Source organism: Halomonas sp. AOP22-C1-8, from assembly GCF_052378905.1.
Lineage (GTDB): Bacteria > Pseudomonadota > Gammaproteobacteria > Pseudomonadales > Halomonadaceae > Vreelandella > Vreelandella citrativorans.
Map to the genome: position 1 here is coordinate 1 of NZ_JBQSYD010000039.1, position 25599 is coordinate 25599.

Below are 25599 nucleotides of genomic sequence, written 5' to 3' on the forward strand. Positions count from 1 at the left end.
TTGAAAAAGTACGCACACTGCGTAGAGCGTTGACCCAGCTCAAGCCAGTCGAAGGCGCGCAGAAGCTGTTTGAGCTATTGGAGAAATATCCAACCAATGCTGAGCTATTGGACACGTTTTCACCAGGCTCCGCCTAGTCGTTAGCAAGACCTTTAACGGCTACACTGCTTACCCATGATTTGTTTAAACAGGCCTTAATTGCAAACGCCTTTAGCAGAGAAGCCCACCTTTTATTCGTTAAGAGGTGAGCTTCATTGGCAAGGTTTAACGATTACTTTTTCTTAAAATTCAGGTTTGAAGCGGGCACTACTTTTCGAACCGGAAAGCCTGCAATTTCTCTGCGCTCAATGATGCTGTTTAATCGCCTTTCAATGGCACAAAGATTTTTAAAGTCAGCCAAGGCGACAAACGAGATGGCTTCACCTGAGGCACCCGCGCGGCCGGTTCGGCCAATACGGTGAATGTACTCTTCTGGCTGAAAGGGTAAATCGTAATTCACCACACGGCTTAGCTCGCCAATATCCAACCCCCGTGCGGCAACCCCCGTGGCGACCAGGTACTTTAGCTCGCCAGATTTGAACTGCGCCAAAATCTTTTCGCGCATGGCCTGGCTTCTGTCGCCATGAATGGAATCCGCTTTGATGCCACGCTTTGCGAGTTGGTCAACCAGCTTGGCCGCGCCATGTTTTTTCTCGATAAAAATAAGCGCCTGATCCCACGCTTGCTCGTTAATCAGGTGGCTCAGCAGGGCGGACTTTGTGTCTTTGTCTACCGCGATTAGCCATTGTTTGATAGTCGCGGCGGCGCGAATGTTGGGAGAAATGGATATTTCAGATGCCAGGTCGGTCATCTTGCTGTCTGAAAAACCGTAGGCCAGCGCCCGAACGTCGCCATTCATGGTGGCCGAAAACAGCAGGTTCTGACGGTTTTCAGGCAGGCGTTCTATGATTTTGTTGATATCGTCGACAAAGCCCATGTCGACCATTCTGTCCGCTTCGTCCAACACCATGGCCTTGAGTTCATCAAAGTGCAGCGCACGCTGATGCGCCAAATCCAGCAATCTGCCCGGTGTGGCGACGAGGATATCAATCCCTTCTATTAAACGCTGTTTTTGAGGTTCGCTATCCACACCGCCATACACCGCCATAGACGTTAAGTGCAGATGTTTAGCGTATTGAGCCACGCTGGCTTCGACCTGAACCGCTAGCTCGCGGGTCGGTACGAGGATCAGCGCGCGGATGCGTTTGCCGCGTAGCGTTCCCGCTGTACTAAATCTTTCCAGCAGAGGCAGAACGAAGGCAGCGGTTTTGCCTGTTCCGGTTTGTGCGGTGGCGATTAAATCGTTACCCGAAAGAATGGCAGGAATCGCCTGTTCCTGAATTGGCGTTGGGGCTTTGTAACCAAGTTCGGTAATCGCTTGAACAAGTGGGCTGGATAAGCCTAGTTTTGCAAATGACATAGGGGACTCTGACGGGATGTCGTAAGGGGTGTCGAAATGAAAATATGCCGCAGTATAACGTAGTGCTTGTAGTAGCGCTGATTTACCGTGTTGCGTGCGCTTTGCACATGCCTTGCTGCTCCGCATCCAAATCCCGAATAGGGCAGGCTGACCCGCAACGCCGTGCGCCATTATGAGATAATCGAGTCAGAGAATTGATTAAGCAATCGACGATGAGGAATACATGAGCTGGTTTATATTGTTTGTAGCGGGCCTTCTGGAGATCGGCTGGGCCATCGGGCTGAAATATTCGGTGGGCTTTACAAAACTCTGGCCGACCGCCTGGACGCTACTTTCGCTAGTGACGAGTTTTCTACTGCTGGGCCTAGCGCTGAAAACCCTGCCCGTGGGTACCGCTTACGCGATATGGGTAGGGATTGGCGCATTGGGGACGGCCATTTTAGGCATCGTGCTGTTTGGCGAATCTTTGGGCGTACTCAAACTAATGAGTTTAACGCTGATCGTTGCGGGGCTTGTCGGGCTTAAACTCGCCCACGCCTGATATCCATGGAAGCCGCTAGTGGCTGCCCGTTCATTAAGCGTACCGGGGCGTGCTACCCGAAAGGCCACCGGGAGTACGTTGTTGAAAGTACGTTGTCGAAATCTGCTCTGTTAATGCCACTGTTATTGTTCATGACGCTTGATGATGTTTATCACCGGCAGCCCGCTCCTCCGCCTGATCCAACAGCACTGGGCCACTACCCGCCTCCGCCAACTCATCATCCGGGTTATACAGCGGGCAGCGGGTCATGCTTAAACAGCCGCAGCCGATACAGCCGCTCAAGTTATTGCGCAGCGTTTGCAGGTAGGCAATGCGGCCATCCAGCATGCGCTGCCAATTCCGGGATAGCTGCTGCCAATCTTCCACCGTGGGCGTGCGGTTATTGGGCAGTGACTCGAAAGCTTGCTTGACCTCGTCCAAGCTGACGCCCACTTTTTGCGCGGCTTTAATCACTGAAATGCGCCTTAGCACCTCCGGTTTATAGCGGCGTTGGTTGCCCGCATTGCGTGAGCTTTGAATTAGCCCCTGCTGTTCGTAGAAGTGCAGGGCGCTGATATTAATGCCGCAGCGCTTGGCGACTTTGCCGACACTCCAGTTTGCCTCCGCCATTCTCGCTCCCGTTTTTCTTCTGGTTCAAAAAAAGCTTTACCTCAACTTGGGTTGAGGTTTTAACCTTTTATCCGAACCCACGCAAGGAGAACAATATGTACCTGGAACACGTGAATCTGGTCGTTGCTGATATGAATGCCATGCTGGAGTTTTACCGCGCTGCTTTCCCACACTGGCATATACGCGATGAGGGGCAGGGTGAGTGGTACGGCAAACCGCGCAAGTGGGTGCACTTTGGTGATGAAAGGCATTACTTGGCGTTAAGCGATCATGGCGAAGGACAGAACCGAGCGCTGGAAGGCCATAGTGTGGGCCTGGCCCACTTTGCCTACGTGACCGATAACCTGGATGCCGTAGTGGCTCGATTAAATAACGCGGGCTTTGCCGTAGCCAAACCGGGTGCCACCGAGCCGTTTCGTAAAAACGTTTACTTCGTTGACCCAGCGGGGTTTGAGGTGGAGTTTGTTGAGTATCTGAGTGATATACCGGCAGAGCGTAATTTAAATCGTGATGCGCTGTAACCAGCAGTGTAGAAAGAATCAGAGCAACGGAAGGGGGATAATGTAGTGAAAGTCGTCGTGATTTTTCATTCTGTAACAGGCACTACCAAAAAGCTGGCCCACTCGATTGCATCAGGTGCTGCAATGGAACCTGGTGTTGAAGTGGTCGCAGTAGAAATTGTTGGCGCCGATATTGTTGAAGGGCGTTTTCGTAACATCGAGCTGCTGCGGCAACTAGATAATGCTGATGCGATTATCTTTGGCTCACCTACTTATATGGGCTGCGTATCAGCACAGTTTAAAGCGTTTACGGATGCCACAAGTGAGTGGTGGGCAAGGCAAGCATGGGCAAACAAAATAGCCGCTGGTTTTACCATTGGTGCTAACTTAAGTGGTGATCAACTGAGTACCATTCAGTACCTGCAAGTGTTCGCTAGTCAACACGGTATGTTTTGGGTGGGTCTGGATACACCGGGCAACTATGATCCTGCAATGCGTAACAGGCTTGGTGCACAGTCCGGACTTATTGCCCATTCCGTGGATACTGATCTCAATGAAACGGACTTACTTACTGCGCGTTATTTAGGTCAGCGGGTAGTACAAACCGCTCGAAAGCTCGCGGCGTGAAGGAGGAAAAAGGAAGTTAAAGCTTTAATGCGTTACAGCTGTTCGTTAAGCCCCTGAGCGGCTTCGCGACCGTTGAGCTTTATTGTTAAGGATAATATGAACCATCGTTTCGTTCTCACCGGCGGCCCCGGCGCCGGAAAAACAACACTTCTCAGCGTATTGGGGGAGTGTGGCTACCCCTTTGTGCTCGAATCTGCCAGGAGAATCATCAAGGAGCGGTTAGCAGCGGGATTATCACCTCGGCCGGACCCGGTCGCTTTTGCCCAGCAAATACTCAGCGCGGATATCGATAAGTACCGCGATGCAAGCGCCTGCGATGTGATGTTCTTTGATCGCGGGGTGCTGGATGCGCTGTACATGCTTGAAGCGGAAAGCGCGTTAACGCACAGTGAAATCGCGGAATACGTTCAAGCGTTCCCTTATAACAATATCGTCTTTCTTCTGCCTCCATGGGAGGAAATCTACGGTAAGGATTCAGAACGTGATCAAACGTTCGAGGAGGCTGTAGAGGTGTTTGAAGGGATGAAAAGGTGGTATTGCCAATGGGGGTACGAAACACTGAATGTCCCGAGGGGCAGCGCCTATGAACGTGCTTCGTACATTGTGAAGAGCGTAAAAGCCCTGACAAATCGCTTTTAGCCGGTGATCATGGCGAACTGTGTGGGGCCAAGCGATGATTTTATCCGTGACGATTAGTCGGCTGCTTGGAATGCCCGTGGCGAGCTGCTTGCTCAATTGGATTCAGAAGCCGAAGGAACTTTGGCGCTGAATACCGTCAGCGAAATAGCGATAGACATATGAAAAATGATTGATCACACAGGAATTAATGTATCTAACATCGCGTTGAGTAGAGCGTTTTATAGTGAGGTTCTTAAAACTCTTGGCTACAAAATCTGTTTGGATTTTGGCACATCCATAGGGTTTGGCTCGCAAGAAAATATGGGCGATGACCCTGGCGGTGATTTTTGGATTTCAGAGGCAACGCCTCATTCACCCAGAAGCCATATTGCTTTTCGAGCCAAAACACACAATGAAGTTAATGCTTTCTACGAGGCAGCAATGAAGTGTGGTGGCAAATGCAATGGCGTGCCGGGTTACAGGCCTCACTACCATGCAAACTATTATGCAGCCTTTATTCTCGAGCTGGATGGCTACAATATAGAAGCTGTTTGCCACAAATAAGCATGCATCCAGCTAACAATCAACTGCACAGGGAGCACACATGGCCCAGTACTTCACTGAGGTTGGCGCGGGGAAGCGGTATGACCAATATCGACCCAAAACCCATGAGGCTGTCGTTCAAAAAATGCAGCAGCATTTTAAGGGTAGGCACTTTGAACGTGTGGTTGATGTGGCGTGTGGCACCGGTGATTCTACCATTCCACTTCTGGCGCTTAGCCAGAGCGTCATAGGGGTTGATTCATCCGATGAGATGCTGACCATAGCGCAAAAGCGTGGCCTCTCTGTGAGAAAAGCGGACTACTCTGCGCTTCCCCAACAAGGCCGCTTCGACCTCATTTCTACGTGTATGGCGTTTCATTGGTTTGATGGCGCGCGGGCGATTGCCTCTTATAAAGCTGCGTCTAGCCCTGGGGCTGTCTGGCTCATCTATGATTTTGCATTCGCGGGCCACACCACCTCTGAACAGTTTAATCATTGGCTTCGTAACGAATATTTCAAGCACTATCCCTCACCGCCACGTAATCGATTTGATGATATAAAACTGGCAGATGATGAAGAGCTTTCCGTTATTGCCAGCGACAACGGGTGGTTTCCCATAGAATTTACGCTTGAAACGCTGATCGGCTATTTATCTACTCAGTCCAATATTGAAGAGGCGGTGCGTAAAGGAAAAAGGCTTGAGGTGATAGCTGCTGAATTGCGTCAAGAACTTTCAGGAATCGACATCACAGGGGCATTTAAATATGCCTACTCGTATGAAATTTTGGAGTACATGGGTAGCTAATAAAGGCCTCCATGAATGCTGTAACTCAGCGGTACTAATCTCCATCGTTATGGGCTTGAGATAAGAATGGACTATCTAGAAGTCAATGCCAGTGACATTCCCACCCAGCTTTTACTGGAAGCCGTGAACCGCCCCGGTTATTCCGGAGACCGGTTTGTTTGAGTCAGGCAGCTTCACCCGACTCCTCCAAATGACGATAATACATCCTTTCTCGTTCTGCTGGTGGAACGTTTCCTATGGGTTCCAGCAGTCGGCGATTGTTAAACCAGTCAACCCATCCCAGCGTGGCATACTCAACGGCATCTCGCCCTTTCCATGGTCCACGATGGTGAATCACCTCCGTTTTGAATAAGCCGATGATGGTCTCGGCCAGCGCATTGTCGTAGGAGTCACCGGTGGTGCCGACTGAGGCATCGATACCCTCATCAGCCATACGCTCTGTGTAGCGGATCGAGAGATATTGGCTTCCTCTATCACTATGGTGGATTAACCCTTGCCTGTGCTTTCGTGCCCACAGGGCTTGCTCCAGAGCGTCCAGTACCAATCCCGTTTTCATCGACGTTGCTACACGCCAACCCACGATACAGCGTGCATAAACATCGATAACGAACGCAACGTAAACGAAGCCAGACCAGGTAGCGACATACGTGAAATCGGCCACCCAAAGCTGATTAGGACGCATGGCCGTAAAGTCACGTTTCACTAAATCAGGTGCTCGTTTCTGGCCGGGATCACTGATCGTCGTGAAGGGGCGTTGGCCTCGCACCACGCCGCGAATTCCCAGGCGGCGCATGAGTCGCTCTACGGTGCAACGAGCAACATTAACGCCCTCACGGCGGAGTTGCCGCCAGACCTTACGAGCACCGTAGACGCAGAAGTTTTCTTCCCACACTCGCTGAATCTCAGCGGTAAGAAACGCATCCTGCCGATATCGATCTGCCCGCCGCTCAGGATCAGTCTCAAGTGCCTTGTGGTGGTAATACGTCGATGGGGCGATTGGCAGCTGGCTACAAATCGACTCGACCCCGAACTGAGCACGATGCTCGTCGATAAATGACACCATCAATTGGGTTTGCGGTCGAGCTCCGCCTGGGCGAAAAAAGCAGCCGCCTTGCGGAGAATTTCATTAGCGCGCTTCAATTCGACGTTTTCACGCTCTAGCTGCTTGAGTCGTTCATTTTCAGGCAGGTTAGCCGAGCTATCTTCCTGCGTGAGTTCTGAGCGTTTGCACCAGGCTCTTAAGGTCTCTGGTGTACAGCCAAACTTGCTGGCAATGGAGCAGATCGCCGCCCACTTGGACGGGTATTCGCCTTGCTGTTCAAGGACTAATCGAACAGCTCGCTCTCGGACTTCTGGGGAATATCGTTTTGGTGAGTTCATAACTCCATCCTCTCAAGATATGGAGTCTCCGGTAAAGCCGGGGCGGTTCACCGATCCTTCTGAGCAGAGCATCGCATCGTATTTGGATGGCGCTTGGTGCTTCGCGGCAAAGCTAAACGGAAACGTCGTTGGTGCCTGTGTCACAAAACCTATTAACACCGACATCGCTGAAATATTTAATATCTCGGTTTACCCGGAATTTCAGCAGCAGGGCCTTGGTTCTGGACTACTGAGCTTTGCCTTGTCTGAGCTGAAAAGCAAAAAAACACAGCGTGTGGAATTAAGCACTGGCACTTTTGGATATCAGCTGACCTATTACCAACGCCATGGGTTTAGAGTTGATCATGTGGTTAAAAACTATTTTTTGAATAATTACCCTGAGCCGATTCTTGAAGATGGCATACAGCATCAAGACGCGTTACGGCTGTACGTAGAGTTTAGTGATAACTCAATTTCTGCTAGTGAGAGTAAGGTGTTTCCAGGCCCAATTAGCTCAACATGAAAAAAATAATCTCAGGGAAAATAAGCTTGAAAGAAGGTGTAACAGCGCCCGCAAGCGATCCTGGTGCCGAGTCATTACGAGGTATTTGAATAAACTACATGGTCGCAGAAATTAGGTGTAACACCTGAGCATTTCGCTAAGGTATTTCCTCATGTCATAAATCGAGCTTAGCACCGAAGAGCATGTCAACATTCGGGTTGGTCAACTGGGTTGAAAATCACCTATGACAGGGGCAAGAAATGGCGCATCATGCAAAATTATCCAGCTAATCGGCGTCGCCGTTTAATTTTGCGACATTAAAGTAAATTGACCGCTTTCCATCTCCGCCAGTTTATCCATGGGTTATGCCGTGGGGAAGCTGGCCATGCACGAACTGCCGAAATAAGCTATTGAGCGGAATTAGCTAGTATGCAATGCGGCTATCCAGCATGCGCTGCCAGTTCCTGGCAAGTTTCTGCCAGTCTTTCGACTCTGACGCGTGGTTTTTGATAGATACTATAGGCGCGAACGCACTATATCTTGTTTATAAGCTGAATATTGTCGAGATGTTTTGTTAAAAAACTATTGTGCTATTTGTAAGTTTGGTACTGCTTAAACAGACCCTTTTGGCGTGTAGCTCAAGAAAGTCCCTACTTTTAGTCATCACTTTTTTAAGAGATTTGTCTACGCTAAAATGCTGGGTATAATACATTGGATTAGAAATAGTTAATCATGCTCGACACAGGCTTGGGCGGAAGAACGGGCGTGAAGCTTTTTTTAAAATTTAGTCTCTTCGGAATAGATGAATGAAAAAATATTTTTATGCATATCACGGTCCAAACAATAAATCTGATTTTGAACCATCTGGTGGGTATGGAGTAGCTCAAGAATATAAACAAAAGCAAACAAAAGTGGGTGATCTGGTTTATGTTATCCAAAAAAATCGCTTAAGAGATTTTTATGAACTTTGCGGTTTGTATGAAATCACCGGCCATTATTATCAGGAAAAAAATAAACGACCATACAGAATTAGGCTTGCTAATGTGAATCCGGTACCCCGGTTGATAGCACTAGATGAAGAAGAGTTAAGTCGTCGCCTACCTAAAATGAAGGGTGATGAGAGGTGGAGCAATTTTCAGCGTCATTTTTGCCGTCAAGGCCTATCATTTCAAAGCCCTCTCGATCCATTTGTCGCGTCTTTATTGGATGAGTTGGTTGAACAGTATGCTCAGGTCCCAGCAGGAGAATTATACGACCTGGAGGCGAAGTTTGGTGAACAACTAAACAGAGCTATTCAACGTACCCCGGAGGAGCGACGCGAGAGGCTTTCTCAAGCAAATCGACTACCCGGCACTGCTAAAGTCTCGACTAAAGTTTTTTTGAGAAATCCTGATGTTGTCGCTGAGGTTCTTTATGAGGCACAGGGTAGATGCCAAAAATGCAATAAAATAGCGCCGTTTAGACGACGTACAGACAACTCTCATTATTTAGAAGTTCATCATAAAGTCAGACTTGTGGATGGTGGAGAAGACACAGTAGATAATGCAATAGCAGTATGCCCCAATTGTCACAGAGAGTTGCATTTTGGAGTTTAAATATGTGAGCTTATCGACGACTTAGGACAATCTGCAGAATTAGTTTGATTCCCTGCTTTTATTTTGAAATGAGGTGCGCTGATTGCGAGTTATTGATAAATCGTGATGCATGGGTTAGCTACTTCAAGCCGTAATTTTGCCCAAAAGCCATTTTTTGTTCATATTGTCATGCGGTCACCTAATGGCTTTCAGGAGCAGGGCACGCCCTTATTAGGTGACCAATTTCTTATAAAACTACGTAATATCTACTCCCGCGCCGAGTGCTGGCTCAACAAATCCGTTTCATTGGCGTTTTGAGCGATCTCTTGGTCTACTTTTTCCATCAGTTTGTGATCAGCGCGCGCATCAAGCACATCATCGGCTTGCTGGCCGTGTAGGGTTTGCTTGGCGTGTGAGGTGGGCTGTGGCTCGTTTCTGTTGCCCGGGAGACTCAGCGGTACCGCCGTTTGGGAACCCTGGGCGGTGGTGGGCGGTGGTGGGCGGTGTCGCATCAATATCGGTCTGGCTTTTATGAATCGGTAGGTGTGTTAGCGCCTGCTCAATGTTGGGATTGAAGCTCAAGCGGTAAATAGGCTCTGGCAGACTAAAACCGTGGTGTTCCAGCGCATGCTTGGTTTTACATATGGCAATGCTGCGGGCCTTGCCGAAGTCGGTCGTGGACAGATTTACCCATCCTTGAAACTCCAGCACGATATTGGAATCGCCGACGCGCGTGATAAAGCCAATGGCTTTGGGCTCGTTTAGCACGAATGCTAATGATCTAAGCGTATCAAGGCCCACCTTGATGGCGGCCAAGGGGTCGTTATTGGCACCTACTCCCAGCTCGAAAGTGAAGCGGCGTTCCGGGTTCTGGGTGTAATTGAGAATGATGCCCTTGAAAACATCGGCGTTAGGGATACGAAGTTGATTTCCCTCTAGCGTCATGAGGATGGTGGCGCGCGAGGTCAGGCGTACCACGATGCCTTCTCTATCGTTGATAACCACGTGATCGCGCGCCTGAAAGGGTTGGCGAATGCTGAGCATCAAGGAGGCGATGTAATTTTCTATGGTGTCTTTGACGGCAAAACCAATGGCGATACCGATCACCCCAGCACCACCCAGTAGGGTACCGATAATCGTCTCGGCGCCTATTAGGCTTAACGCCATGATCAGCCCGAGAACAATGAAAATCACCTTGATGGTTTGTGCCAATAGCTCGGCGACGAACGTGTTAGGCGTTACTCGTTGCCAAACCAGGTCACCAGCCCAAATATCAGAAAGCCCACCAATAAAAGGGGCAGCGCTTTAACCAGGTTATGACCTCTGGCTCTCAAGCCGTGATAAGCGGTGGTGACGTTTTCCTGAACGTCTAGCGTGCGGTTAATATGGTCATCGACCGTGACCACATCGGTCAGTCGGTTGGCTAAACCAAGCGCCTGCTGAGCTTTTCTTTCGTTAGCCGTTTCACCCGCTAGCGAGACAACGCCTTGAACAACGCTGACCTCGACCGCGCCCAGCCCCTCAATTTCAGAGAAAATACCGCTGATGCGCTGACGAATCTCTTCATCCTTAAGCGGTGAGGGGGTGGTTTCGATCTGAGTACTGTCGGTGCCTACGCTACCAAGGTTGGAGGGGGGAGTGGCATTCTCAACCGAAGCGTGAACGGGTACTCCCAACAGTATGCTCAGTAGTAACAGTAGTTGACTACCTACCCGAAGGGCCTTGCCTGCGCTAAAAAGGGTACAAGAAGCGGCCATAACCATCCTTTTTTTCTTCACTGAATGCCACGTATTTATGTGACATTGACGTACCAAGCCCAAACGGCTCTTCCATAGTGCTGTGCCCACTTCAGTCTAGTGGGTTTTTTCATACAGGCGTTGACGGGTGATGTCATCAAGACATTCGCCTTGGTGGATTAAGCGTCCAGTGTCGGCCTCTGTTAGCCTTTGTCTGAAGCGTCGCCAGCACGTCATGATTCAACTGTAGTGCAAGGCCAACAGATAAGTGAGCGGTAAGTGAATGAAGGAGCACGGTGTGCAAAATTGCGAGACGGAGCGCCTATTGATTCGGGCGCTCTCTTTAAATGATACCCCAGCGCTAACTCGGATTCTCAGCAACCCTGAGGTGATGAAATACTCGATTCGCGGCGTTTGCGATGAGCCCATGACGCAGCGGTTTATCCAGTGGTATTTGGCGTGTTATACAACCCATGGAGACGGGCCTTGGGCGCTGGTGGAAAAGAACTCGAATACACTGATCGGCTTTTGCGGCGTTGGACCGGAAGAGGTAAGTGGCAGCGAAGAGTTCGGCCTTGGATACCGGCTGGCAACTTGTTACTGGAATAAAGGGTTTGCGCCCGAGGCGGCCCGGGCGGTTTTGAATCATGCCTTTGGGAAAAAGCGAGTGCCTTCGGTGGTGGCCCTGATAGAGCCCAATCATGTAGCGTCGCAAAAGGTCGCACTCAAGGTGGGATTTAAACATTTCGACGTCCATGAATTTCATGGGCGTGAAGTAAGGCTATATCGCCAGATGTTGGCGCAGTGGAGTGGGCATCACGCTGCTCCCCAACCAGGATTATAAGATGAAGTGGAGCAGGGATTGGACCCGGGTTTCAAAATCTACTGCCAGAATAGAAAGAATGGAGGCGTTCTTTTCGGGCCATGGATTCACACCTCACCGACACGATACCTATGCTCTAGGGATTACGCTTAACGGCGTGCATGGTTTTAATTACCGCAAGTCTCTGCGGTATAGCTTGCCGGGAAACGCGGTGGTGATACATCCGGATGAGCTGCACGATGGCGAAGCGGGCACGGAGGAGGGGTTTCACTATAAGATACTGTACATCTCGCCAGAGACGATTCAACGAGTGCTAGGCGGGAGACCCTTGCCGTTCGTTGCGGAAGGAGTTTCATCAGACCCGCGCATCATCTCTGCCATTTCTCGTATGCTTGTGCATCTCGATACTCGGTTGGATAGCCTAGAAGAGGATGACGGGATCTTCGATATCGTCCAGGCGCTGGAGGATGTCTCCGGTCAAGCAAGGCGGAGAAGAAGGGTTGATTATAAAGCGGCCGAGCTAGCTCGGCAGTTCATGCTCGATGCCTGTGCTGAAGAGGTCACCATGGTACGCCTTGAACAGGTCGCCGGTATGGATCGATGGAGTCTGTCGAGAGATTTTCGGGCCTTGTTTGGAACGAGCCCCTACCGATACCTGACCCTGCGTCGTCTTGATAAGGCTCGACGCATGATTGGCGCTGGGGTGGCATTGGTGGAAGTCGCAGCAACCTGTGGTTTCACGGATCAAAGCCACATGACCCGCCATTTTTCCAACGCATACGGCCTGCCACCCGGTCGCTGGGCAGATTTGCTTCACCGCCACGCCCTTGGCACAGTTGTTGAACCCCCTTAATGGCGGCCAAGCCATTGCCTCAAACTTGCACGATCGTACAAGACGCTTTTCAACTCAAGCGTCAGAATTGCTTCAAGCCTGAACAACGCGCCTGAGTGATTTGCGTGCCTGGTTGGTCTCAGGGGCGGTGAATGCTTTGGCGTTGCCGAGAAGGCGAAAATCTCCCATCTGGAAGCATTTCATCGAGGCATATCATGAAACTTCACCGCAAGGTTGAGCCATCGGCGGGGGCCGAGGGTGACAACGTCGGTTTATTTAGAGGCCGACTCATGCGCGATTTTTCCAATCTTGGCAGGGGGGCGCAAGAAAGAGCATCGGCTACTGCCCGGCCTTTAGTCAGGGCGCTGCCCTCCGCGATTGCCATTATCCCGGTGAGCATGCTTTTCGGAGTGCTCGCACATCGGGCAGATTGGAGCATGCTAGAGGTGTTGGCCGTCAGCTTACTCGGCTTTACGGGCAGCGGCCAGTTTGCCGTGCTTCCTCTGGCCGAGACCAATGCCAGCTTTCTGACCATGCTGATCATCTGTGCATCGATCAACAGCCGTTACTTGCCAATTGCGTTGACCACGACCAAAAGATTGCCAAAGCGCTCATGGGCCAGAATGTTTGCGGCCCACCTGCTGGGCGATGAGGCTTACGCCACGGAGAGAAACAGCGATACTGCGAAAGAAACCCTGGTTATTCGGTTGATTATCTTCCTGTTCTGGGTGGGCGCCGGGGTGCTGGGCGCGTTGATAGGTCAGATCATTCCCGATGCATGGCTGAGTACGGATATTCATCTGGGGTTTCCGGCCAGCGTGGTGCTGGTTTACTTGTCTGTTTCCCAGCTAAAGCGGCATGTAGCAGGGCTTTACCGCAGGCTGCCGCTGATGGTCGCGGCCTGCCTGTTATTGGCCGGTACTTTTCATGAGTGGTTGGGGCCAACTTTTTTCTGGATTCCCAGCGTAATCATAACGGCCATCGTTCTGAGTAAATGGAAAAAACATGAATAATGGCATCATTACCGCCATCGCGGTCCTTTCTCTTACGAGCCTGCTGGTTCGCGTATTGCCTGTCATCTACGATTTTCAGTTTCCCCTTGGGCTGATGAGGTGGATGGAAACAATTCTTCCCTCCTCTGTTTTTCTGAACTTCATCATCTACATTGTGTTGCAGGAAGTGCAAATAGCCATTGGCCCCACACTAACCGCCTTGGCCATTACTGCCATCTTGGCTTATCTGAACCTCGGCGGCCTTTTCGTGGGAATGCTATGCGGTTGCGTGTCGTATTACTTATTGACGGCATGGTGATGACTGTACGCCTATTCTTATGACACTCTGCAGTGCAATAGTCTTCCTAGCGGATGTTTCGTGACCGGCTCGTTTATTGATATTGCGGGTGGTCGGTAGTTTGTCTTAAGCGAGTAGAGGTTTTTTCAATCGCCAACTCGACGTTACTGTCGTAAAAGCCTTCAAGAGAGCGCTTCATGGGTATAATGCGCCCCATCGCCAATTGCCGTAGTGTGGGCGCGCATATCGGGTCGTATCGGCGAGTTTATCAGTCGATTCTCATTTTACTGTTGAAGGTAGCTGACGTGATCAATACCAAAATTTACAAGGCCGTTTATGAGTTGGCTGAAAAACTGATGAAGGCGGCTGAGAAGGAAGATCGAGAAGCGTTTGATTCGCTTTATGCAGAGCTGGGCGCTATTTGTATCGAGCATGAAAATACGGATAAGGATCATCCAGAGCAGTGGGAAACGTTGGCGGATTTTACCGAAGAGCTGGATGACGCACTGGTGATGTATGAAAAGGCGCTTCACAAAGCCGAGGTCGCCAATTCTAAAGACCACCTGTCGTCTATCGGTTTTTCAATGGCGACCCTGCAGGTTGAGTTGGGCCAGGAAGAGGCTGCTATTCAACATCTGCAAAATGCCAAAATCAGCGCCAACAAGATTGAAGATAAAGATTTGAAAGCAGAAATTGATGAGCTGCTTGAAAAACTGACAGCGAAATAGCGGGCTTTGTTGTTACCATGATGATCTTGATAAATGCACATCCAACGGGATTGTGCTGGGTTTTCCTAAGACCAGGAGCTGTCGTTTGACCAATAATGATATTTTTCGCCGTATCCGGTACTGCTTTGATTTAAAAGATACTGCCGTATTGAAAGTTTTCGCGCTGGCAGAGTTCACTGTATCTGAGGAGCAGGTGTCCGGGTGGCTGAAAAAGGAGGAAGACGAAAAATTCCTCAAGATGAGAGACCGCGAGTTGGCCGCGTTTCTTAACGGATTTATTAGCTATAAGCGTGGGAAGCGCGACGGCGAGCAGCCCGCGCCAGAAAGCAACTTGAACAACAATATGGTGTTCCAGAAGCTGCGCATTGCGCTGAATTTAAAAGCCGACGATATTTTAGCTATTTTTGAGCAGGCTGAGTTTCGGTTAAGCAACCATGAGTTAAGCGCTTTCTTTCGCAAGCCTACCCATAAAAATTATCGCGAGTGTAAAGACCAGGTGTTGCGTAATTTTTTAATGGGCCTTCAGTTCCAGCAACGCCCTGAATCCAAGGGTTCAGAAGAAGTCTGAGGTTGTCACGCCGCTGCGATTTACAGGGATTCAGAAGTAAAAAATGGCCATTCAATGCGAATGGCCATTTGCTTTTAAGCGTTTTCAAACAGAACCTAACGCTTTAGCAGGTTGGTTTTGGCCAGATCAATTACTTCGTGCATGCTGCCATCCATGACGGCACGTAGCCCCCAGAGGCTAAACCCTTTGACTTGCTCCATGCCGATGGTAGGCGGCAGTACCAGCTCTTGTTTGGCTGTCACTACATCCAGTAGGGCGGGGCCATCGTGGGCTAATACGCTATCGATGGCGTCGGCCAGCTCGTCAGGGTTTTCAACACGGCGGGCATAAATGCCCATTGCGCTTGCGACGGCAGCAAAGTCGGGATTATCCAGGTCTACGCCCGTGTTAATGAAACCGGCTGCTTTCATTTCAAGCGCGACGAAGCCGAGCACCCCATTATTAAAGATGACGATTTTGATCGGGATGTTGTGCTGTTTGAGTGACAGTAAATCGCCCATCAGCATTGAAAGGCCACCGTCACCGGAGAACGTAATAACTTGCCGACCCGGCTGCGCGTACTGAATGCCAATCGCCTGAGGCATGGCGTTAGCCATCGAGCCATGCGAGAACGAGCCGATAAGACGACGTTGGCCGTTCATTTTAAGGTAGCGTGCCGACCAGACCGTGCACGTTCCTACATCGGCAGTAAAAATCGCATCCTCATTGGCTTTTTCGCTCAACAAGCGCGCAAGGTACTGTGGGTGTATAGGCGAGTGGCCTGAGTGATTCTGCGCCTGTTTGTCCAGGCCTTCGCGCGCCTTAACATAGTGGGCCAGCGCTGCATCCAGAAAGTGCCGGTCACTGCGCGTATTAAGCTCTGGCAGAATGGCTTCAATGGTTAACCCGATATCGCCGACCACGCCCAATGCCAGCTTGGCACGCCTGCCCAGGTTTTCAGGGCGAATATCGACCTGCACGACGTTGGTCTTTTGCGGTAAAAACTGTTTATACGGAAAATCCGTGCCCAGCATCAGCAGCAGGTCGCACTCCTGCATGGCCGCGTAACCTGATGAGAACCCGATGAAGCCGGTCATGCCAGCATCATAGGGGTTGTCATATTCGACATGCTCTTTGCCGCCGAGTGCGTGCACGATGGGACTTTTAAGCGCATCGGCCAATTGCATTAGCTGGGCGTGTGAACCGGCACAGCCCCGGCCAACGAAGAGCGTGATGCGCTCTGCATCATTGAGCAGTTTGGCGAGTGCTTCCACTTCGGTTTTGGCGGGCACCACGCGTGGCGTGGGTGGTAATAAGCCATGGCGCGGCGTTACCGTTTTAATCGGTGAGGCGCGTAGCGCAACATCGCCAGGCAGCACCACGACCGCAACGCCACGCTGCCCAACGGCGGCACGAATGGCATTGTCCAGCACATAAGGTAATTGGCTGGCGTCGGAGACCAGCTCACAGTAGTGGCTGCATTCACGAAACAGTTCTTGGGGGTGGGTTTCCTGAAAATAGCCGCCGCCGATCTCTGACGAGGGAATATGCGCGGCAATGGCCAGCACCGGCGTGCGCGTGCGGTGGGCATCGAACAAACCGTTGATAAGGTGCAGGTTGCCGGGGCCGCAAGAGCCTGCACAAACGGCCAGGCTACCGGTTAGTTGTGATTCGCCGCTGGCCGCGAATGCGGCAACTTCCTCATGCCGCAGGCCCACCCATTCGATGTTGGGCCGCTCACGTATGGCCTCAGTGAGGCCGTTGAGGCTGTCGCCGACAACGCCATAGATCCGCTTGACACCACTTTCCACCAGCGTTTCGATCACTAAATCAGATACGTTTTTGATAGACATGAGAGACCTCAAACAAAGTCCAGGTTTAACGTTGCGGCTGTTTGCTTGCGCGTGTCGTAGCAGGCCTCTTTATCCGTTTTAAGGTCGACGCCGTAGGTGGGAATGATCGTCTTGAGTTGGGGGAGCCAGCCATCATTGGTTAGCTTATCGGCAAAGCATTTCTCCAATACCTCTAGCGCGATAAAGGCCGCCGTTGATGCGCCAGGTGAAGCGCCTAGTAACGCTGCGAGGGAGTGATTGGATGAGGCGATTAGCTCGGTGCCAAACTCCAAAACACCGGCTTTTTCATGGCTGGGTTTAATGATTTGCACGCGCTGACCCGCCACGGCGTGGGTCCAATCGTGATGGCGTGCCATTGGGTAGTATTGGCGCAGCATCTCAAATTGGTGGCTCTTGCTCTGCAGTACCTGGGAGACAAGATACTCCGTTAGTTGCCAGTTATCCTTTGCAACATCAAGCATGGGAAGCACATTATCGGGCCGTACCGAACGGAACATATCCGTAAGAGAGCCTTGCTTGAGAAAGCGAGATGAAAAACCGGCGTAAGGGCCGAAGAGCAGCGATTTTTTATCACCAATAATGCGTGTGTCCAGGTGGGGGACTGACATGGGGGGCGAGCCATGGGCTGCCTTGCCGTACACCTTGGCGTGATGGCGTTCACTAATGCTGTCTATATCGCAGCGTAACCAAATACCGCTGACGGGGAAGCCGCCGTAGCCATGCCCTTCAGGAATGCCGGATTTTTGCAGCAGTTCAATAGCGCCGCCACCTGCACCAATAAAGACAAACTCGGCCTGAATGCTCCCTTTCTGCTTGCTATGCGAATCGTGCATTTCCACGCGCCAAGTGCCGTCATTCTGTCGCGCAATGTCCTGCACGTGCTTTAAGTAGTGGATTTCAAATCCTGATTGCTGCGCCAAATGGCCGAACAGCAGGTGAGTAAGCGCACCGTAGTCGACATCAGACCCTGATACGATGCGCGTCGCCGCGACGGGCTCGCCATCGCTGCGTCCTTCCATGATGAGCGGAGTCCACTGCTCAATCTGCGCGGGGTCTTCGCTATATTCCATCCCGGGATAGCAGTGGTGCGATGACATCTGTTTAAAGCGCTGGCGTAGATAGTTGACGTTATCCTCGCCCCAGACAAAGCTCATGTGCGGGCAGGGATTAATAAATGCTTGTGGGTTGGGAATGGCCCCTTTTTTGACCAGATAGGTCCAGAGTTGGCGTGAAATATCGAACTCTGTGTTGACCTCCAGCGCCTTGCTGATATCAACCGTGCCGTCTGAGCGAGCAGGGGTGTAGTTCATTTCGCAGTTGGCGGCATGCCCGGTACCTGCGTTATTCCAACCATTGGAGCTTTCCTGGGCGCAATCTTTCAGTGTTTCCAGTACCACAATCTTGAGTGAAGGTTCTAGCTCTTTGAGAAGAGTTGCCAGTGTGGCACTCATGATGCCCGCGCCGATCATTACAATATCAGCCCGCTCGGGAATCTGTGTTGATGTAGGCATGAACGTTCTCCGCTTATGAACTCAACACTTACTTGATGCGCTGATAAAGGGAAGATCGATATCCTGAGCCACTATGGCATACACGCGTCGCCAGGGTTGGTTATCGATTAGATGCCAGCGGTGGCCGCCGCCTGTGGTGTCTTCCGCCAATAAAATGTCGCCGGGGTGCAGCGTGAATGAGTCGCCCGTGCGCGTCTCGAAAGTGAGTGTGCCGCTGAGCGTTAAGACGAATTGACGGTTGGGAGCGTCATGCCAACTAAAGCTACCGCCTTCGCTTGTTTCGCGAAAGGAGATGCTGGTCGTTTCGATGACATCGCTGAGCGAGTCGTGGCGCTCGCCTTTGGGAAGATCAATCCAGCCTTCTTCAAAACACGATTGATGATTACTGCCTGTCCATAACCTTACACATCGGAACATTACTGACTCCTGATTGTGAGTAGTGACAAAACGTGATGAAAAATAGAGCAATCATCTGAGTGTAAATACTAGTTCGGATTTTGTGAAATAAGATGCGTGACCAAAGCTAAATTTATGCTTAAGGTGAAGTGGATTTGATAATTTAAATATGGGCATGGGCTGGGGACTCCATGCCGCTATTCTTTTTATAAAAAAGGGATTGGCGCTTTTCTTGTTAGCCGCCAATTATCTCTGGCAGGCTCTATAACGTTTGTAAATAAAAGGAAACCACCATGGGAATCAAAAAAAAATTAACGCTAGCGGCAAGCATGTGTGCCTTGTTCGTGGCCATCACAGCGGATGCATGCACGCGCGCGGTATATCAGGGCCCTGATGACATGATTATCACGGCGCGCTCCATGGACTGGAGGGACGAAATACATCCGAACCTATGGTTGTTTCCAAAGGGAATGGAGCGTGATGGTGCGGCTGGACCCAACTCCGTCACTTGGACATCCCAGTATGGAAGTGTCGTTACCAGCGCGTTTGATATCGCAAGCACCGATGGCATGAACGAAAAAGGCTTGGTGGCTAACCTGCTATGGCTTGCTGAGGCAGAGTATCCTGACTTTGGGCCGGATGACCAGGGGCTTTCCGTGGCTGCATGGGTCCAGTATGTTTTGGACAATTTTGCGACCGTTGATGAGGCGGTGGAGGCGCTGCGCGATGAGCCTTTTGTGGTCGTCTCTGCTGAAATACCGGGCACCGCTCGATTTGCTACTCTGCATCTGTCAATTTCAGATGCCAAGGGTGATAACGCAATATTTGAGTATATCGACGGTAAGCTCACTATTCATCACGATATGTCATACAACGTGGTGACAAACTCGCCCACCTTCGAGCAGCAACTTTCGCTGGACGACTACTGGAGACAGATCGGTGGCTTGGTCATGCTGCCTGGCACAAACCGTGCCGCGGATCGATTTGTCAGAGCGTCGTTCTACATGGATGCCATCCCTAAAACGAGCGATACAAGAGTCGCTGTTGGCAGTGCCTTTAGCGTGATTCGCAATGCGTCTGTTCCTTTCGGCATCTCATCAGCAGAGGAGCCGAATATTTCTTCCACCAGGTGGAGAGCGGTATCTGATCAGAAACACCTTGTTTATTATTTCGAGACGGCACTTACGCCTAACACGTTTTGGGTGGATATGAAGGATGCCGACTTTACTGAGGGCGCGCCTGTTCGCAAACTCGGCCTCGAGAATAACAGTATTTATGCAGGCAATACGGTCAACGCGTTTGAGGACGCCGAGCCCTTTGAGTTTGCTGGCCTGTAAGGTGCGCTAAGGGCAGTTTTTTTGCTAGTTAGCTCATGAAATAGCCCTCTGTGTCGCGGTTGGCACAGGGGGCTTTCTCTTACTTAATAAAGCCAAGGAATAGAAAAAAACTACCGTTAGCTTGTTCGATTATTGTGATTAATACTAAAGTAATGGCGACTGGTACCGATATTAAATTAAGCACACCTATTTACTGATCGCTGCCCAGAGTTATCCATGCCAAAAATCGTGATCTGTTTCATTACGACCCTGCTACTGCTGGCACCTTATGCTCAAGCGAATACCGATGCGGCTGAGGCCGCGGCGCTGGCATGGCTTGATGCAATCGATAGTGGTGAGTATGAGCTGGCTTGGGAGGAGTCATCACCGCTACTGAAGAGTCCGCTTTCACCCAGTATGCTGGAGCGGACCATTAGCGCAGCGCGCCGTGACTTCGGGTCGGTGGAATCAAGACGCCGCACACGCGTCATCACGCAAACCTCTATGCCCGGTGCTCCCAAAAATGATTATAAAAAGTTCACCTATCAAACGCGTTTTGCCAACAAGTCTGATATTACCGAAACCATTACACCGCACTTTGAAGACGGCGTTTGGAAAGTAAGTGGATACTATGTGTACTGATCAGCAACAAGTGGATTGACCCGTTGCTATAACCGTGGGGTGTTGAATCTTCACGCAGACAAAAATGGCGTTCCCCGACGTGTTGTTCCACGGCGTGATGGCTTCAAAGTTGTGCTCGAATACGTGCACTTCAAAGTAGGGCTTAAGCAGCGTAATTAGCTCGGCAAAACTAACCGCGACCATGGGGTGTTCGCCGTTCCATACTTGGGTATCGCACGCGTTGGTTTTTGCAATACTAAGTTTGAGGGCCTGTTTTTCACCGCTGCCGCTGTAATGCCACCCGGAACGAAACGTGAAGGCATCGTCAGCTTTTTTAACGGTGTGGCTCACAAATAGATTGTTATCGATTTTATCTTTATCGACTGCGTTGAAGCAGAAAACCCCGCCACTCATTAAGGCGCTGTGCGCACTTTCAATACACGCTTTGAGCTTTTCAATTCCGTCGCTGTAGTGAATTGAATATAAAAAACAGGTAATCAAATCCTGCGGGTCGCTTACCTGGAAGTTGCCCATGTCCTGACACGTAAACTGAGCCTCAGGGCAACGTGTGGCGGCAATATCCAGCATGGGCTGGTTAATATCCAGCCCGCTGCTCACGTAGCCATTATCAATAAAATGGCGAACATGGGGTCCGGTACCACACGCTACATCGAGGTGAAGGTTGCCACCGTTACCAAAAATTTGATGAAGCCTTTGCACGGCGTTGCTTTGCGCCCGGTAGTCGATGTCTTCGCACATCACATCGTAATAGCCAGAAAGATCGGTATAGAGTGCGTTAAAAGACATGGCAGCCTGGATAGCTTGGGATTGAGGGTGGCGCATAGTAAACGAGTGGGACGGCTTTTAGAAGCCAGCAGTGCGGAAGGGGATTTTGATTAAGACATCGCAGGCCGTTGCACAGGCTTGCGATGTCTTTTTCGGTTTATAGCGAGATGTCAGGCACAAACTGCATGCTTACCGCCACCCGGTTCCAACTATTAATGGCCAGAATCACCGTAGTTAGCTCAAGAAGGTCCTGCTCACCAAAGGCGGCCAGAGCATTCTGGTAGGCGGTGTCGCTAACAGGCTGCTGGCTGATTAACGTAAGCGCTTCGGCCCACTCAAGGGCTGCACGTTCCTGTTCATTGAAGCAGGGGGCTTCCCGCCAGGCAGGCAGTACATCCAGCCTCACCTGATGCTCGCCGTCGTCTCGGGCTTCCTGAGTATGCATATGCTGGCAGAAGCAGCACTGGTTGATCTGGGAAACGCGTAGCTGAACGAGGTGGATGATGGCAGGCGTTACCGCGCTATTAGCCGCTACTTCGCCCAGAGGCACCAAATGTTTAGCAAGGCGAGGGGTTAGCTTGTAAACGACTTGTCGAGAAATACGCTGAGACATGGCAGTGACCTCGTTGATTGGTGAGGTCTCAGCATATAAAGGTGTGCGTACTAGGCCTTGTAAATTTGCGACAACTTGCGCTGGCGGTAAGAGGCGGGTGTTTCGTTGGTAAAAGATTGGAAGGCGTGGGTAAAGTGCGGCTGATCATAGTAGCCACAGTGGAGCGCTATTTCTGATAGCGGCAGGTCAGCTTCAAGTAAGCACCGTCGCGCTCGGTGGAGGCGAGCATACGTCACCAATGTGCCTGGCGAGACACCGACTTCATGTTTTAATCGACGTTCCAGGGTGCGTCGTGTTAACCCAACATTGGCAGCTAACTGCTCAGGTGGGAACTGTAACTGGTTAATAACCTGGATAATTCCTGGTACGGGGCTTTTGCTCATTAGTCGACTTTTGAGTAAACCCAGAAGCCATGTTTCAAGCAGGGCTAATCCTTTGGGTGCATCAAGCTGATAAAGGCGCTCCACCACCGGCATTAAACTGCTCATCCAGGAAGGTTTTATGTCATCGCCCAAGCAAAGATGCGCGTCTATACACTGTTCCGGGGCTAAGCCCAGGAGGCTATACATACTGGCCGGTTTAAACCGAATGCCCATACGGGGGATGGACGTATCAAACGTCTCAAGCAACATGTGTCTGTTAAAGCAGAGTGTGACGATGGGGCGAGAGCTTCCAAGGTGGATGATGAGGCTGGCGCCTGCGTCGGGGTAAAGCTTTTCTACGATGGGATGCGCAAGGGCGCTTTGCCCGCCCATCGACCAAAGGCATTGCACCCATGTGCGAAGGTTGGTGTCGGGCAGGCGCTGCTGGAAATTCAAATGAACGGCGTTACCGGGCAGAATAAAGTGGGCCATGGCGACAACCTGCTTTGTTGATGAATGGGCTTCATCGCATAAGCTGTATTAAACTGCAAATACATAGGCTACGAAAGCACTGTTTGGGCAGTGAAGCTCTCAATACTCAAATCGGTATGAGTAGCTGAGAACGGCGCCATACGCTAGGCGACATGCTTTCCTGCCGTGACCAGATTCTGCGCAGCTGGCGCTCATCTCCAAACCCGGATTCAGCGGCAATGTGCGCGAGTGTCCAAGTGGTTTCGGTCATTAACGCCTTGGCGCGCTGGAGTCTCAGGCCCGCAATATAATCGCCTACCAACATGCCGGTGAGGTGTTTAAACCGCCGCCGAAAATGGCGTTCGCTCATGGCGGCCTGTGTGGCGAGCATTTCCGCACGCCAAGGCTGTGAGGGAGCCGCGCAAAGGGTGTCTTGCACCCGGTGAATTCGTTCATCCACGTGGTTGCGCCCTTCAAGCCAGGCGCCCAGCTGGGGCTCTTGTCCGCTGCGGCGAAGGTAAAGTACCATCTCACGCGCAACGCTTAAGGCCAACTGGTGACCGCATGTACGGGTAAGCCAATACAGCATGGTATCGACGCCGGTCGAGATGCCCGCGCTGGTTAAATAGTGCCCATCTTCGATAAAGATGCAGTCGCGCTGTACCTTGGCTAGGGGCGCTTTGGCGCGTAGCTGATCAAGCAGCGAGTGATGCGTGGTGCAACGTCGTCCATTCAATAGGCCCGTTTCAGCGAGCAGCAGCGTGCCTGAGCAAACCGTCATCAGCGTATCGGCATACTGGGCGTTGGCCCTGAGCCAGCCGACACACGTTTGCTGCGCCAATGGCTCAATGCTGTTGCGGTATTGCCCTGGAATAAGCAGTAAATGCTGATGCGTTAGCTGCTCAGGCAGCGTATCTATGCCGCTAAGCGATAGCGGCCCGAGCCATTGCAAGGCTGCCTCCGGGCCGATATAACGCACGTCAATCTCTATAGACAGGCGGCTTGCGCATTGCAATACCTGCAGCGGGCCAATCAAGTCGAGCGGTACTTGCCCCGGCATCATCAATACCGCAATTCGTAATGGTTCATTCACACTTGCTTTGCCACTCATTGATGACATCCGTAGTGTTGATGATGCGCGCAAAGCGCTCTTCAAGAACCAGCTCTGTACGCGTTTTGATATCTTCCGCTGACCAGGTAATACCCTGGCGCGTCATGGGGAAGGTTAAAGTGGCGTCACTGACGAAGTCGACGCTAAAACCAAGGTCTGATGCAACGCGTGCTGTGGTTTCGCAGCACTGCTCAGTGCGAATGCCGCTGATCACAAGATGAGTAATGCCGCGCTCGCGCAGCCAGCTTTCAAGTAGCGTATCGCTAAAGGCGTTATGCACACGCTTGTTAAACGTGACGGCCACCTCATCGTTAAAATTCTCTAGCGGACAAACCAGGCCGTTTGCGGGGTCAAATGCACCTTGGCTGCCGGGCTCTTCATGAAGTATCCGTACAACGGTAATCTGATGGGCCTTTGCCGCGTTTAACAGGGCGCGCTGGTTCGGGCGCCACGCTTTAGCAAGTGATTCTACCCAATAATCACGCGCAGGGAAGGAGGATTGTATGTCGATCATGAGTAGTGCGGTGTTCGAGCGTGACATGGTAAGCCTCAATAGTAGTGCAGAAAGGCTATAGCCTAATAGGGTTCAGGTACGCGAACGATGTGCTGATCGGTCAAAAACCGGACAATATCGGACATCATTGTTTTGATGAGTAAAAACCAATAATTAGCTATGGAGTCTACTGCTTCGCCTACGGTATGCTTTTTTGAACTGCTTTCAGCTCAAGAGAACTTCATGGCCCTTATCGCAACGACTCCAGAACCCCCGTATTACGCCGTTATTTTCACCTCTGTGCGCACGGGTATTGAAGATGGCTATGATGACATGGCGGAGCGTATGGTTGAGTTAGCCATGCAGCAGCCAGGTTTTTTAGGCGTTGAATCGGCTCGAAATGAGGTGGGGGTTACGGTTTCCTACTGGTCTGACCTGGCCTCGATTAAAGCGTGGAAGGCGCATGCCGAACATAAAGAAGCACAGCGGCTTGGGCATCAGCAGTGGTATCAGCACTTTAAAACCCGAATTGCCAAGGTCGAGCGGGATTACGGTATCTAGCGGGTGCCACTTTCCTGGTCTTCTGCTTTATGTCGGCTACATCATCAAGCGCGTGAGTGCTTGTAGTCCCAGAGCAACCAACAGCACTATTACGCCCCCTATCAAGCTGGTGAACAACGCGTGGCGCTTCCATAGCAACAGCACTCGATTACCAAAGCGATAAACCAGCCAGGCTAAGCCATAGTAGCGAAGGCCACGAGCAATTAATGCCGCCAGCAAGAACAGCAAGCCTACGCTGTAGCCTACCAGGGAAGTGATCAGACAGCCCAATGTAGTGATGGTAGCCAAATAGCCATAGCATATTCTTTGAGCCGTTAATGCACTCGAACCACACTTTAGGACTTAGAGGCACGGTGGCAAGCAAAGCGTAAAGCCCTGCACCAATTCCTGGAAACAGCGCTATAAACCCTAG

General features: G+C 51.1%; 31 protein-coding genes, 1 pseudogene and 1 other annotated feature. Of the genes and pseudogenes, 18 read left to right on the forward strand and 14 right to left on the reverse strand.

From position 1 onward, the window contains the following. Nucleotides 1-137, forward strand: a pseudogene (locus tag ACT3TY_RS16430) (transcription termination factor Rho); the annotation flags it as partial. 134 nt (nucleotides 138-271) lie between these two features. Here ACT3TY_RS16430 and ACT3TY_RS16435 read toward each other — a convergent pair. Beyond that, on the reverse strand, nucleotides 272-1459 hold the full coding sequence (locus ACT3TY_RS16435) for a DEAD/DEAH box helicase (protein ID WP_444628916.1): 1188 nt from the start codon (nucleotides 1457-1459) through the stop codon (nucleotides 272-274). A gap of 223 nt (nucleotides 1460-1682) precedes the next feature. On the opposite strand from ACT3TY_RS16435, the gene sugE reads away from it, so the two are divergent. After that, nucleotides 1683-2000: a quaternary ammonium compound efflux SMR transporter SugE gene (gene sugE, locus ACT3TY_RS16440; protein WP_444628917.1), complete on the forward strand. Its 318-nt coding sequence runs from the start codon at nucleotides 1683-1685 to the stop codon at nucleotides 1998-2000. Between the two features lie 129 nt (nucleotides 2001-2129). On the opposite strand, the gene soxR is transcribed toward sugE, so the two are convergent. Next, the gene (soxR, locus tag ACT3TY_RS16445) at nucleotides 2130-2609 is read right to left on the reverse strand and encodes a redox-sensitive transcriptional activator SoxR (protein WP_444628918.1); all 480 of its coding nucleotides are present in this window, start codon (nucleotides 2607-2609) and stop codon (nucleotides 2130-2132) included. 95 nt (nucleotides 2610-2704) lie between these two features. Between soxR and ACT3TY_RS16450 the strand changes: the two genes are divergently transcribed. From ACT3TY_RS16450 to ACT3TY_RS16470, 5 genes are all read left to right on the forward strand, one after another. Next, on the forward strand, nucleotides 2705-3130 hold the full coding sequence (locus ACT3TY_RS16450) for a VOC family protein (RefSeq protein ID WP_172118238.1): 426 nt from the start codon (nucleotides 2705-2707) through the stop codon (nucleotides 3128-3130). Nucleotides 3131-3175: 45 nt separating this feature from the next. Beyond that, nucleotides 3176-3736 carry a flavodoxin family protein gene (locus tag ACT3TY_RS16455; RefSeq protein ID WP_444628919.1) on the forward strand — a complete coding sequence of 187 codons (561 nt, stop codon included), beginning with the start codon at nucleotides 3176-3178 and terminating at the stop codon, nucleotides 3734-3736. Nucleotides 3737-3832: 96 nt separating this feature from the next. Further along, on the forward strand, nucleotides 3833-4375 hold the full coding sequence (locus ACT3TY_RS16460; protein ID WP_444628920.1) for an AAA family ATPase: 543 nt from the start codon (nucleotides 3833-3835) through the stop codon (nucleotides 4373-4375). Nucleotides 4376-4540: 165 nt separating this feature from the next. Then, nucleotides 4541-4918 carry a VOC family protein gene (locus tag ACT3TY_RS16465; RefSeq protein ID WP_444628921.1) on the forward strand — a complete coding sequence of 126 codons (378 nt, stop codon included), beginning with the start codon at nucleotides 4541-4543 and terminating at the stop codon, nucleotides 4916-4918. Between the two features lie 40 nt (nucleotides 4919-4958). Then, nucleotides 4959-5702, forward strand: a complete 744-nt coding sequence (locus tag ACT3TY_RS16470; protein WP_444628922.1) for a class I SAM-dependent methyltransferase — start codon at nucleotides 4959-4961, stop codon at nucleotides 5700-5702. A 163-nt stretch (nucleotides 5703-5865) separates the two neighbouring features. Here ACT3TY_RS16470 and ACT3TY_RS16475 read toward each other — a convergent pair. Further along, a protein-coding gene (locus ACT3TY_RS16475; protein WP_444628923.1) for an IS3 family transposase occupies nucleotides 5866-7082 on the reverse strand; the annotation gives its coding sequence in 2 pieces (ribosomal slippage) (nucleotides 5866-6797 and nucleotides 6797-7082; 1218 coding nt in all). Next, nucleotides 6691-6807: a sequence feature (AL1L pseudoknot), on the reverse strand. It overlaps the preceding gene by 117 nt. A 19-nt stretch (nucleotides 7083-7101) precedes the next feature. On the opposite strand from ACT3TY_RS16475, the gene ACT3TY_RS16480 reads away from it, so the two are divergent. Both ACT3TY_RS16480 and ACT3TY_RS16485 read left to right on the forward strand, forming a co-directional pair. Next, a complete protein-coding gene (locus tag ACT3TY_RS16480) occupies nucleotides 7102-7584 on the forward strand; it encodes a GNAT family N-acetyltransferase (RefSeq protein ID WP_444628924.1) in 483 nt (160 codons plus the stop codon). A gap of 785 nt (nucleotides 7585-8369) precedes the next feature. Continuing rightward, entirely contained in the window at nucleotides 8370-9158 is a 789-nt protein-coding gene (locus ACT3TY_RS16485) for an HNH endonuclease (protein WP_444628925.1), read from the forward strand. Between the two features lie 354 nt (nucleotides 9159-9512). Here the strand turns inward: ACT3TY_RS16485 and ACT3TY_RS16490 are convergent, their stop codons facing one another. Then, entirely contained in the window at nucleotides 9513-10331 is an 819-nt protein-coding gene (locus ACT3TY_RS16490) for a mechanosensitive ion channel family protein (protein ID WP_444628940.1), read from the reverse strand. A gap of 44 nt (nucleotides 10332-10375) precedes the next feature. Next, nucleotides 10376-10894 carry a BON domain-containing protein gene (locus ACT3TY_RS16495; protein WP_444628926.1) on the reverse strand — a complete coding sequence of 173 codons (519 nt, stop codon included), beginning with the start codon at nucleotides 10892-10894 and terminating at the stop codon, nucleotides 10376-10378. A 277-nt stretch (nucleotides 10895-11171) separates the two neighbouring features. Here ACT3TY_RS16495 and ACT3TY_RS16500 point away from each other — a divergent pair, with 277 nt between their 5' ends. The 6 genes from ACT3TY_RS16500 (at nucleotide 11172) to ACT3TY_RS16525 (ending at nucleotide 15114) form a co-directional block, all read left to right on the forward strand. After that, nucleotides 11172-11717: a GNAT family N-acetyltransferase gene (locus ACT3TY_RS16500; protein WP_444628927.1), complete on the forward strand. Its 546-nt coding sequence runs from the start codon at nucleotides 11172-11174 to the stop codon at nucleotides 11715-11717. 1 nt (nucleotide 11718) lies between these two features. Continuing rightward, on the forward strand, nucleotides 11719-12549 hold the full coding sequence (locus tag ACT3TY_RS16505) for a helix-turn-helix domain-containing protein (RefSeq protein WP_444628928.1): 831 nt from the start codon (nucleotides 11719-11721) through the stop codon (nucleotides 12547-12549). Nucleotides 12550-12680: 131 nt separating this feature from the next. Then, a complete protein-coding gene (locus ACT3TY_RS16510; RefSeq protein WP_444628929.1) occupies nucleotides 12681-13541 on the forward strand; it encodes an AzlC family ABC transporter permease in 861 nt (286 codons plus the stop codon). Next, on the forward strand, nucleotides 13534-13839 hold the full coding sequence (locus ACT3TY_RS16515; protein ID WP_444628930.1) for a hypothetical protein: 306 nt from the start codon (nucleotides 13534-13536) through the stop codon (nucleotides 13837-13839). The genes ACT3TY_RS16510 and ACT3TY_RS16515 overlap by 8 nt, the downstream gene beginning before the upstream one ends. A 284-nt stretch (nucleotides 13840-14123) precedes the next feature. Continuing rightward, on the forward strand, nucleotides 14124-14546 hold the full coding sequence (locus ACT3TY_RS16520; protein ID WP_444628941.1) for a tetratricopeptide repeat protein: 423 nt from the start codon (nucleotides 14124-14126) through the stop codon (nucleotides 14544-14546). Between the two features lie 85 nt (nucleotides 14547-14631). Beyond that, nucleotides 14632-15114 (forward strand): YehS family protein, encoded by a 483-nt coding sequence (locus ACT3TY_RS16525; protein ID WP_087107629.1) that lies wholly within the window; start codon nucleotides 14632-14634, stop codon nucleotides 15112-15114. 95 nt (nucleotides 15115-15209) lie between these two features. On the opposite strand, the gene poxB is transcribed toward ACT3TY_RS16525, so the two are convergent. The 3 genes from poxB to ACT3TY_RS16540 are packed head-to-tail and all read right to left on the reverse strand — an operon-like array spanning nucleotide 15210 to nucleotide 18874. Further along, a complete protein-coding gene (poxB, locus tag ACT3TY_RS16530) occupies nucleotides 15210-16946 on the reverse strand; it encodes a ubiquinone-dependent pyruvate dehydrogenase (protein ID WP_444628931.1) in 1737 nt (578 codons plus the stop codon). 8 nt (nucleotides 16947-16954) lie between these two features. Then, nucleotides 16955-18457 carry a malate dehydrogenase (quinone) gene (gene mqo / locus ACT3TY_RS16535; RefSeq protein ID WP_444628932.1) on the reverse strand — a complete coding sequence of 501 codons (1503 nt, stop codon included), beginning with the start codon at nucleotides 18455-18457 and terminating at the stop codon, nucleotides 16955-16957. 21 nt (nucleotides 18458-18478) lie between these two features. After that, on the reverse strand, nucleotides 18479-18874 hold the full coding sequence (locus ACT3TY_RS16540; RefSeq protein ID WP_444628933.1) for a hypothetical protein: 396 nt from the start codon (nucleotides 18872-18874) through the stop codon (nucleotides 18479-18481). Nucleotides 18875-19146: 272 nt separating this feature from the next. Here ACT3TY_RS16540 and ACT3TY_RS16545 point away from each other — a divergent pair, with 272 nt between their 5' ends. Further along, nucleotides 19147-20190 carry a linear amide C-N hydrolase gene (locus tag ACT3TY_RS16545; RefSeq protein ID WP_444628934.1) on the forward strand — a complete coding sequence of 348 codons (1044 nt, stop codon included), beginning with the start codon at nucleotides 19147-19149 and terminating at the stop codon, nucleotides 20188-20190. Between the two features lie 216 nt (nucleotides 20191-20406). Next, nucleotides 20407-20811 carry a DUF4019 domain-containing protein gene (locus tag ACT3TY_RS16550; protein WP_087107621.1) on the forward strand — a complete coding sequence of 135 codons (405 nt, stop codon included), beginning with the start codon at nucleotides 20407-20409 and terminating at the stop codon, nucleotides 20809-20811. Here the strand turns inward: ACT3TY_RS16550 and ACT3TY_RS16555 are convergent, their stop codons facing one another. From ACT3TY_RS16555 to ACT3TY_RS16575, 5 genes are all read right to left on the reverse strand, one after another. After that, complete coding sequence (locus ACT3TY_RS16555) at nucleotides 20812-21597, reverse strand: class I SAM-dependent DNA methyltransferase (RefSeq protein ID WP_444628935.1); 786 nt, start codon at nucleotides 21595-21597, stop codon at nucleotides 20812-20814. A 136-nt stretch (nucleotides 21598-21733) separates the two neighbouring features. Continuing rightward, nucleotides 21734-22189 carry a carboxymuconolactone decarboxylase family protein gene (locus ACT3TY_RS16560; protein ID WP_444628936.1) on the reverse strand — a complete coding sequence of 152 codons (456 nt, stop codon included), beginning with the start codon at nucleotides 22187-22189 and terminating at the stop codon, nucleotides 21734-21736. 50 nt (nucleotides 22190-22239) lie between these two features. Further along, entirely contained in the window at nucleotides 22240-23043 is an 804-nt protein-coding gene (locus ACT3TY_RS16565; protein WP_444628937.1) for a helix-turn-helix domain-containing protein, read from the reverse strand. A 106-nt stretch (nucleotides 23044-23149) separates the two neighbouring features. Continuing rightward, entirely contained in the window at nucleotides 23150-24133 is a 984-nt protein-coding gene (locus ACT3TY_RS16570) for a GlxA family transcriptional regulator (protein ID WP_444628938.1), read from the reverse strand. Then, on the reverse strand, nucleotides 24108-24674 hold the full coding sequence (locus tag ACT3TY_RS16575) for an isochorismatase family protein (protein ID WP_192528076.1): 567 nt from the start codon (nucleotides 24672-24674) through the stop codon (nucleotides 24108-24110). Before ACT3TY_RS16575 ends, ACT3TY_RS16570 begins: the two co-directional genes overlap by 26 nt. Nucleotides 24675-24869: 195 nt before the next feature. Here ACT3TY_RS16575 and ACT3TY_RS16580 point away from each other — a divergent pair, with 195 nt between their 5' ends. Next, nucleotides 24870-25187 (forward strand): antibiotic biosynthesis monooxygenase family protein, encoded by a 318-nt coding sequence (locus tag ACT3TY_RS16580; protein ID WP_192528075.1) that lies wholly within the window; start codon nucleotides 24870-24872, stop codon nucleotides 25185-25187. 36 nt (nucleotides 25188-25223) lie between these two features. Here ACT3TY_RS16580 and ACT3TY_RS16585 read toward each other — a convergent pair whose 3' ends face one another. Beyond that, the gene (locus ACT3TY_RS16585; RefSeq protein WP_444628939.1) at nucleotides 25224-25475 is read right to left on the reverse strand and encodes a hypothetical protein; all 252 of its coding nucleotides are present in this window, start codon (nucleotides 25473-25475) and stop codon (nucleotides 25224-25226) included. Nucleotides 25476-25599: the final 124 nt, after the last annotated feature.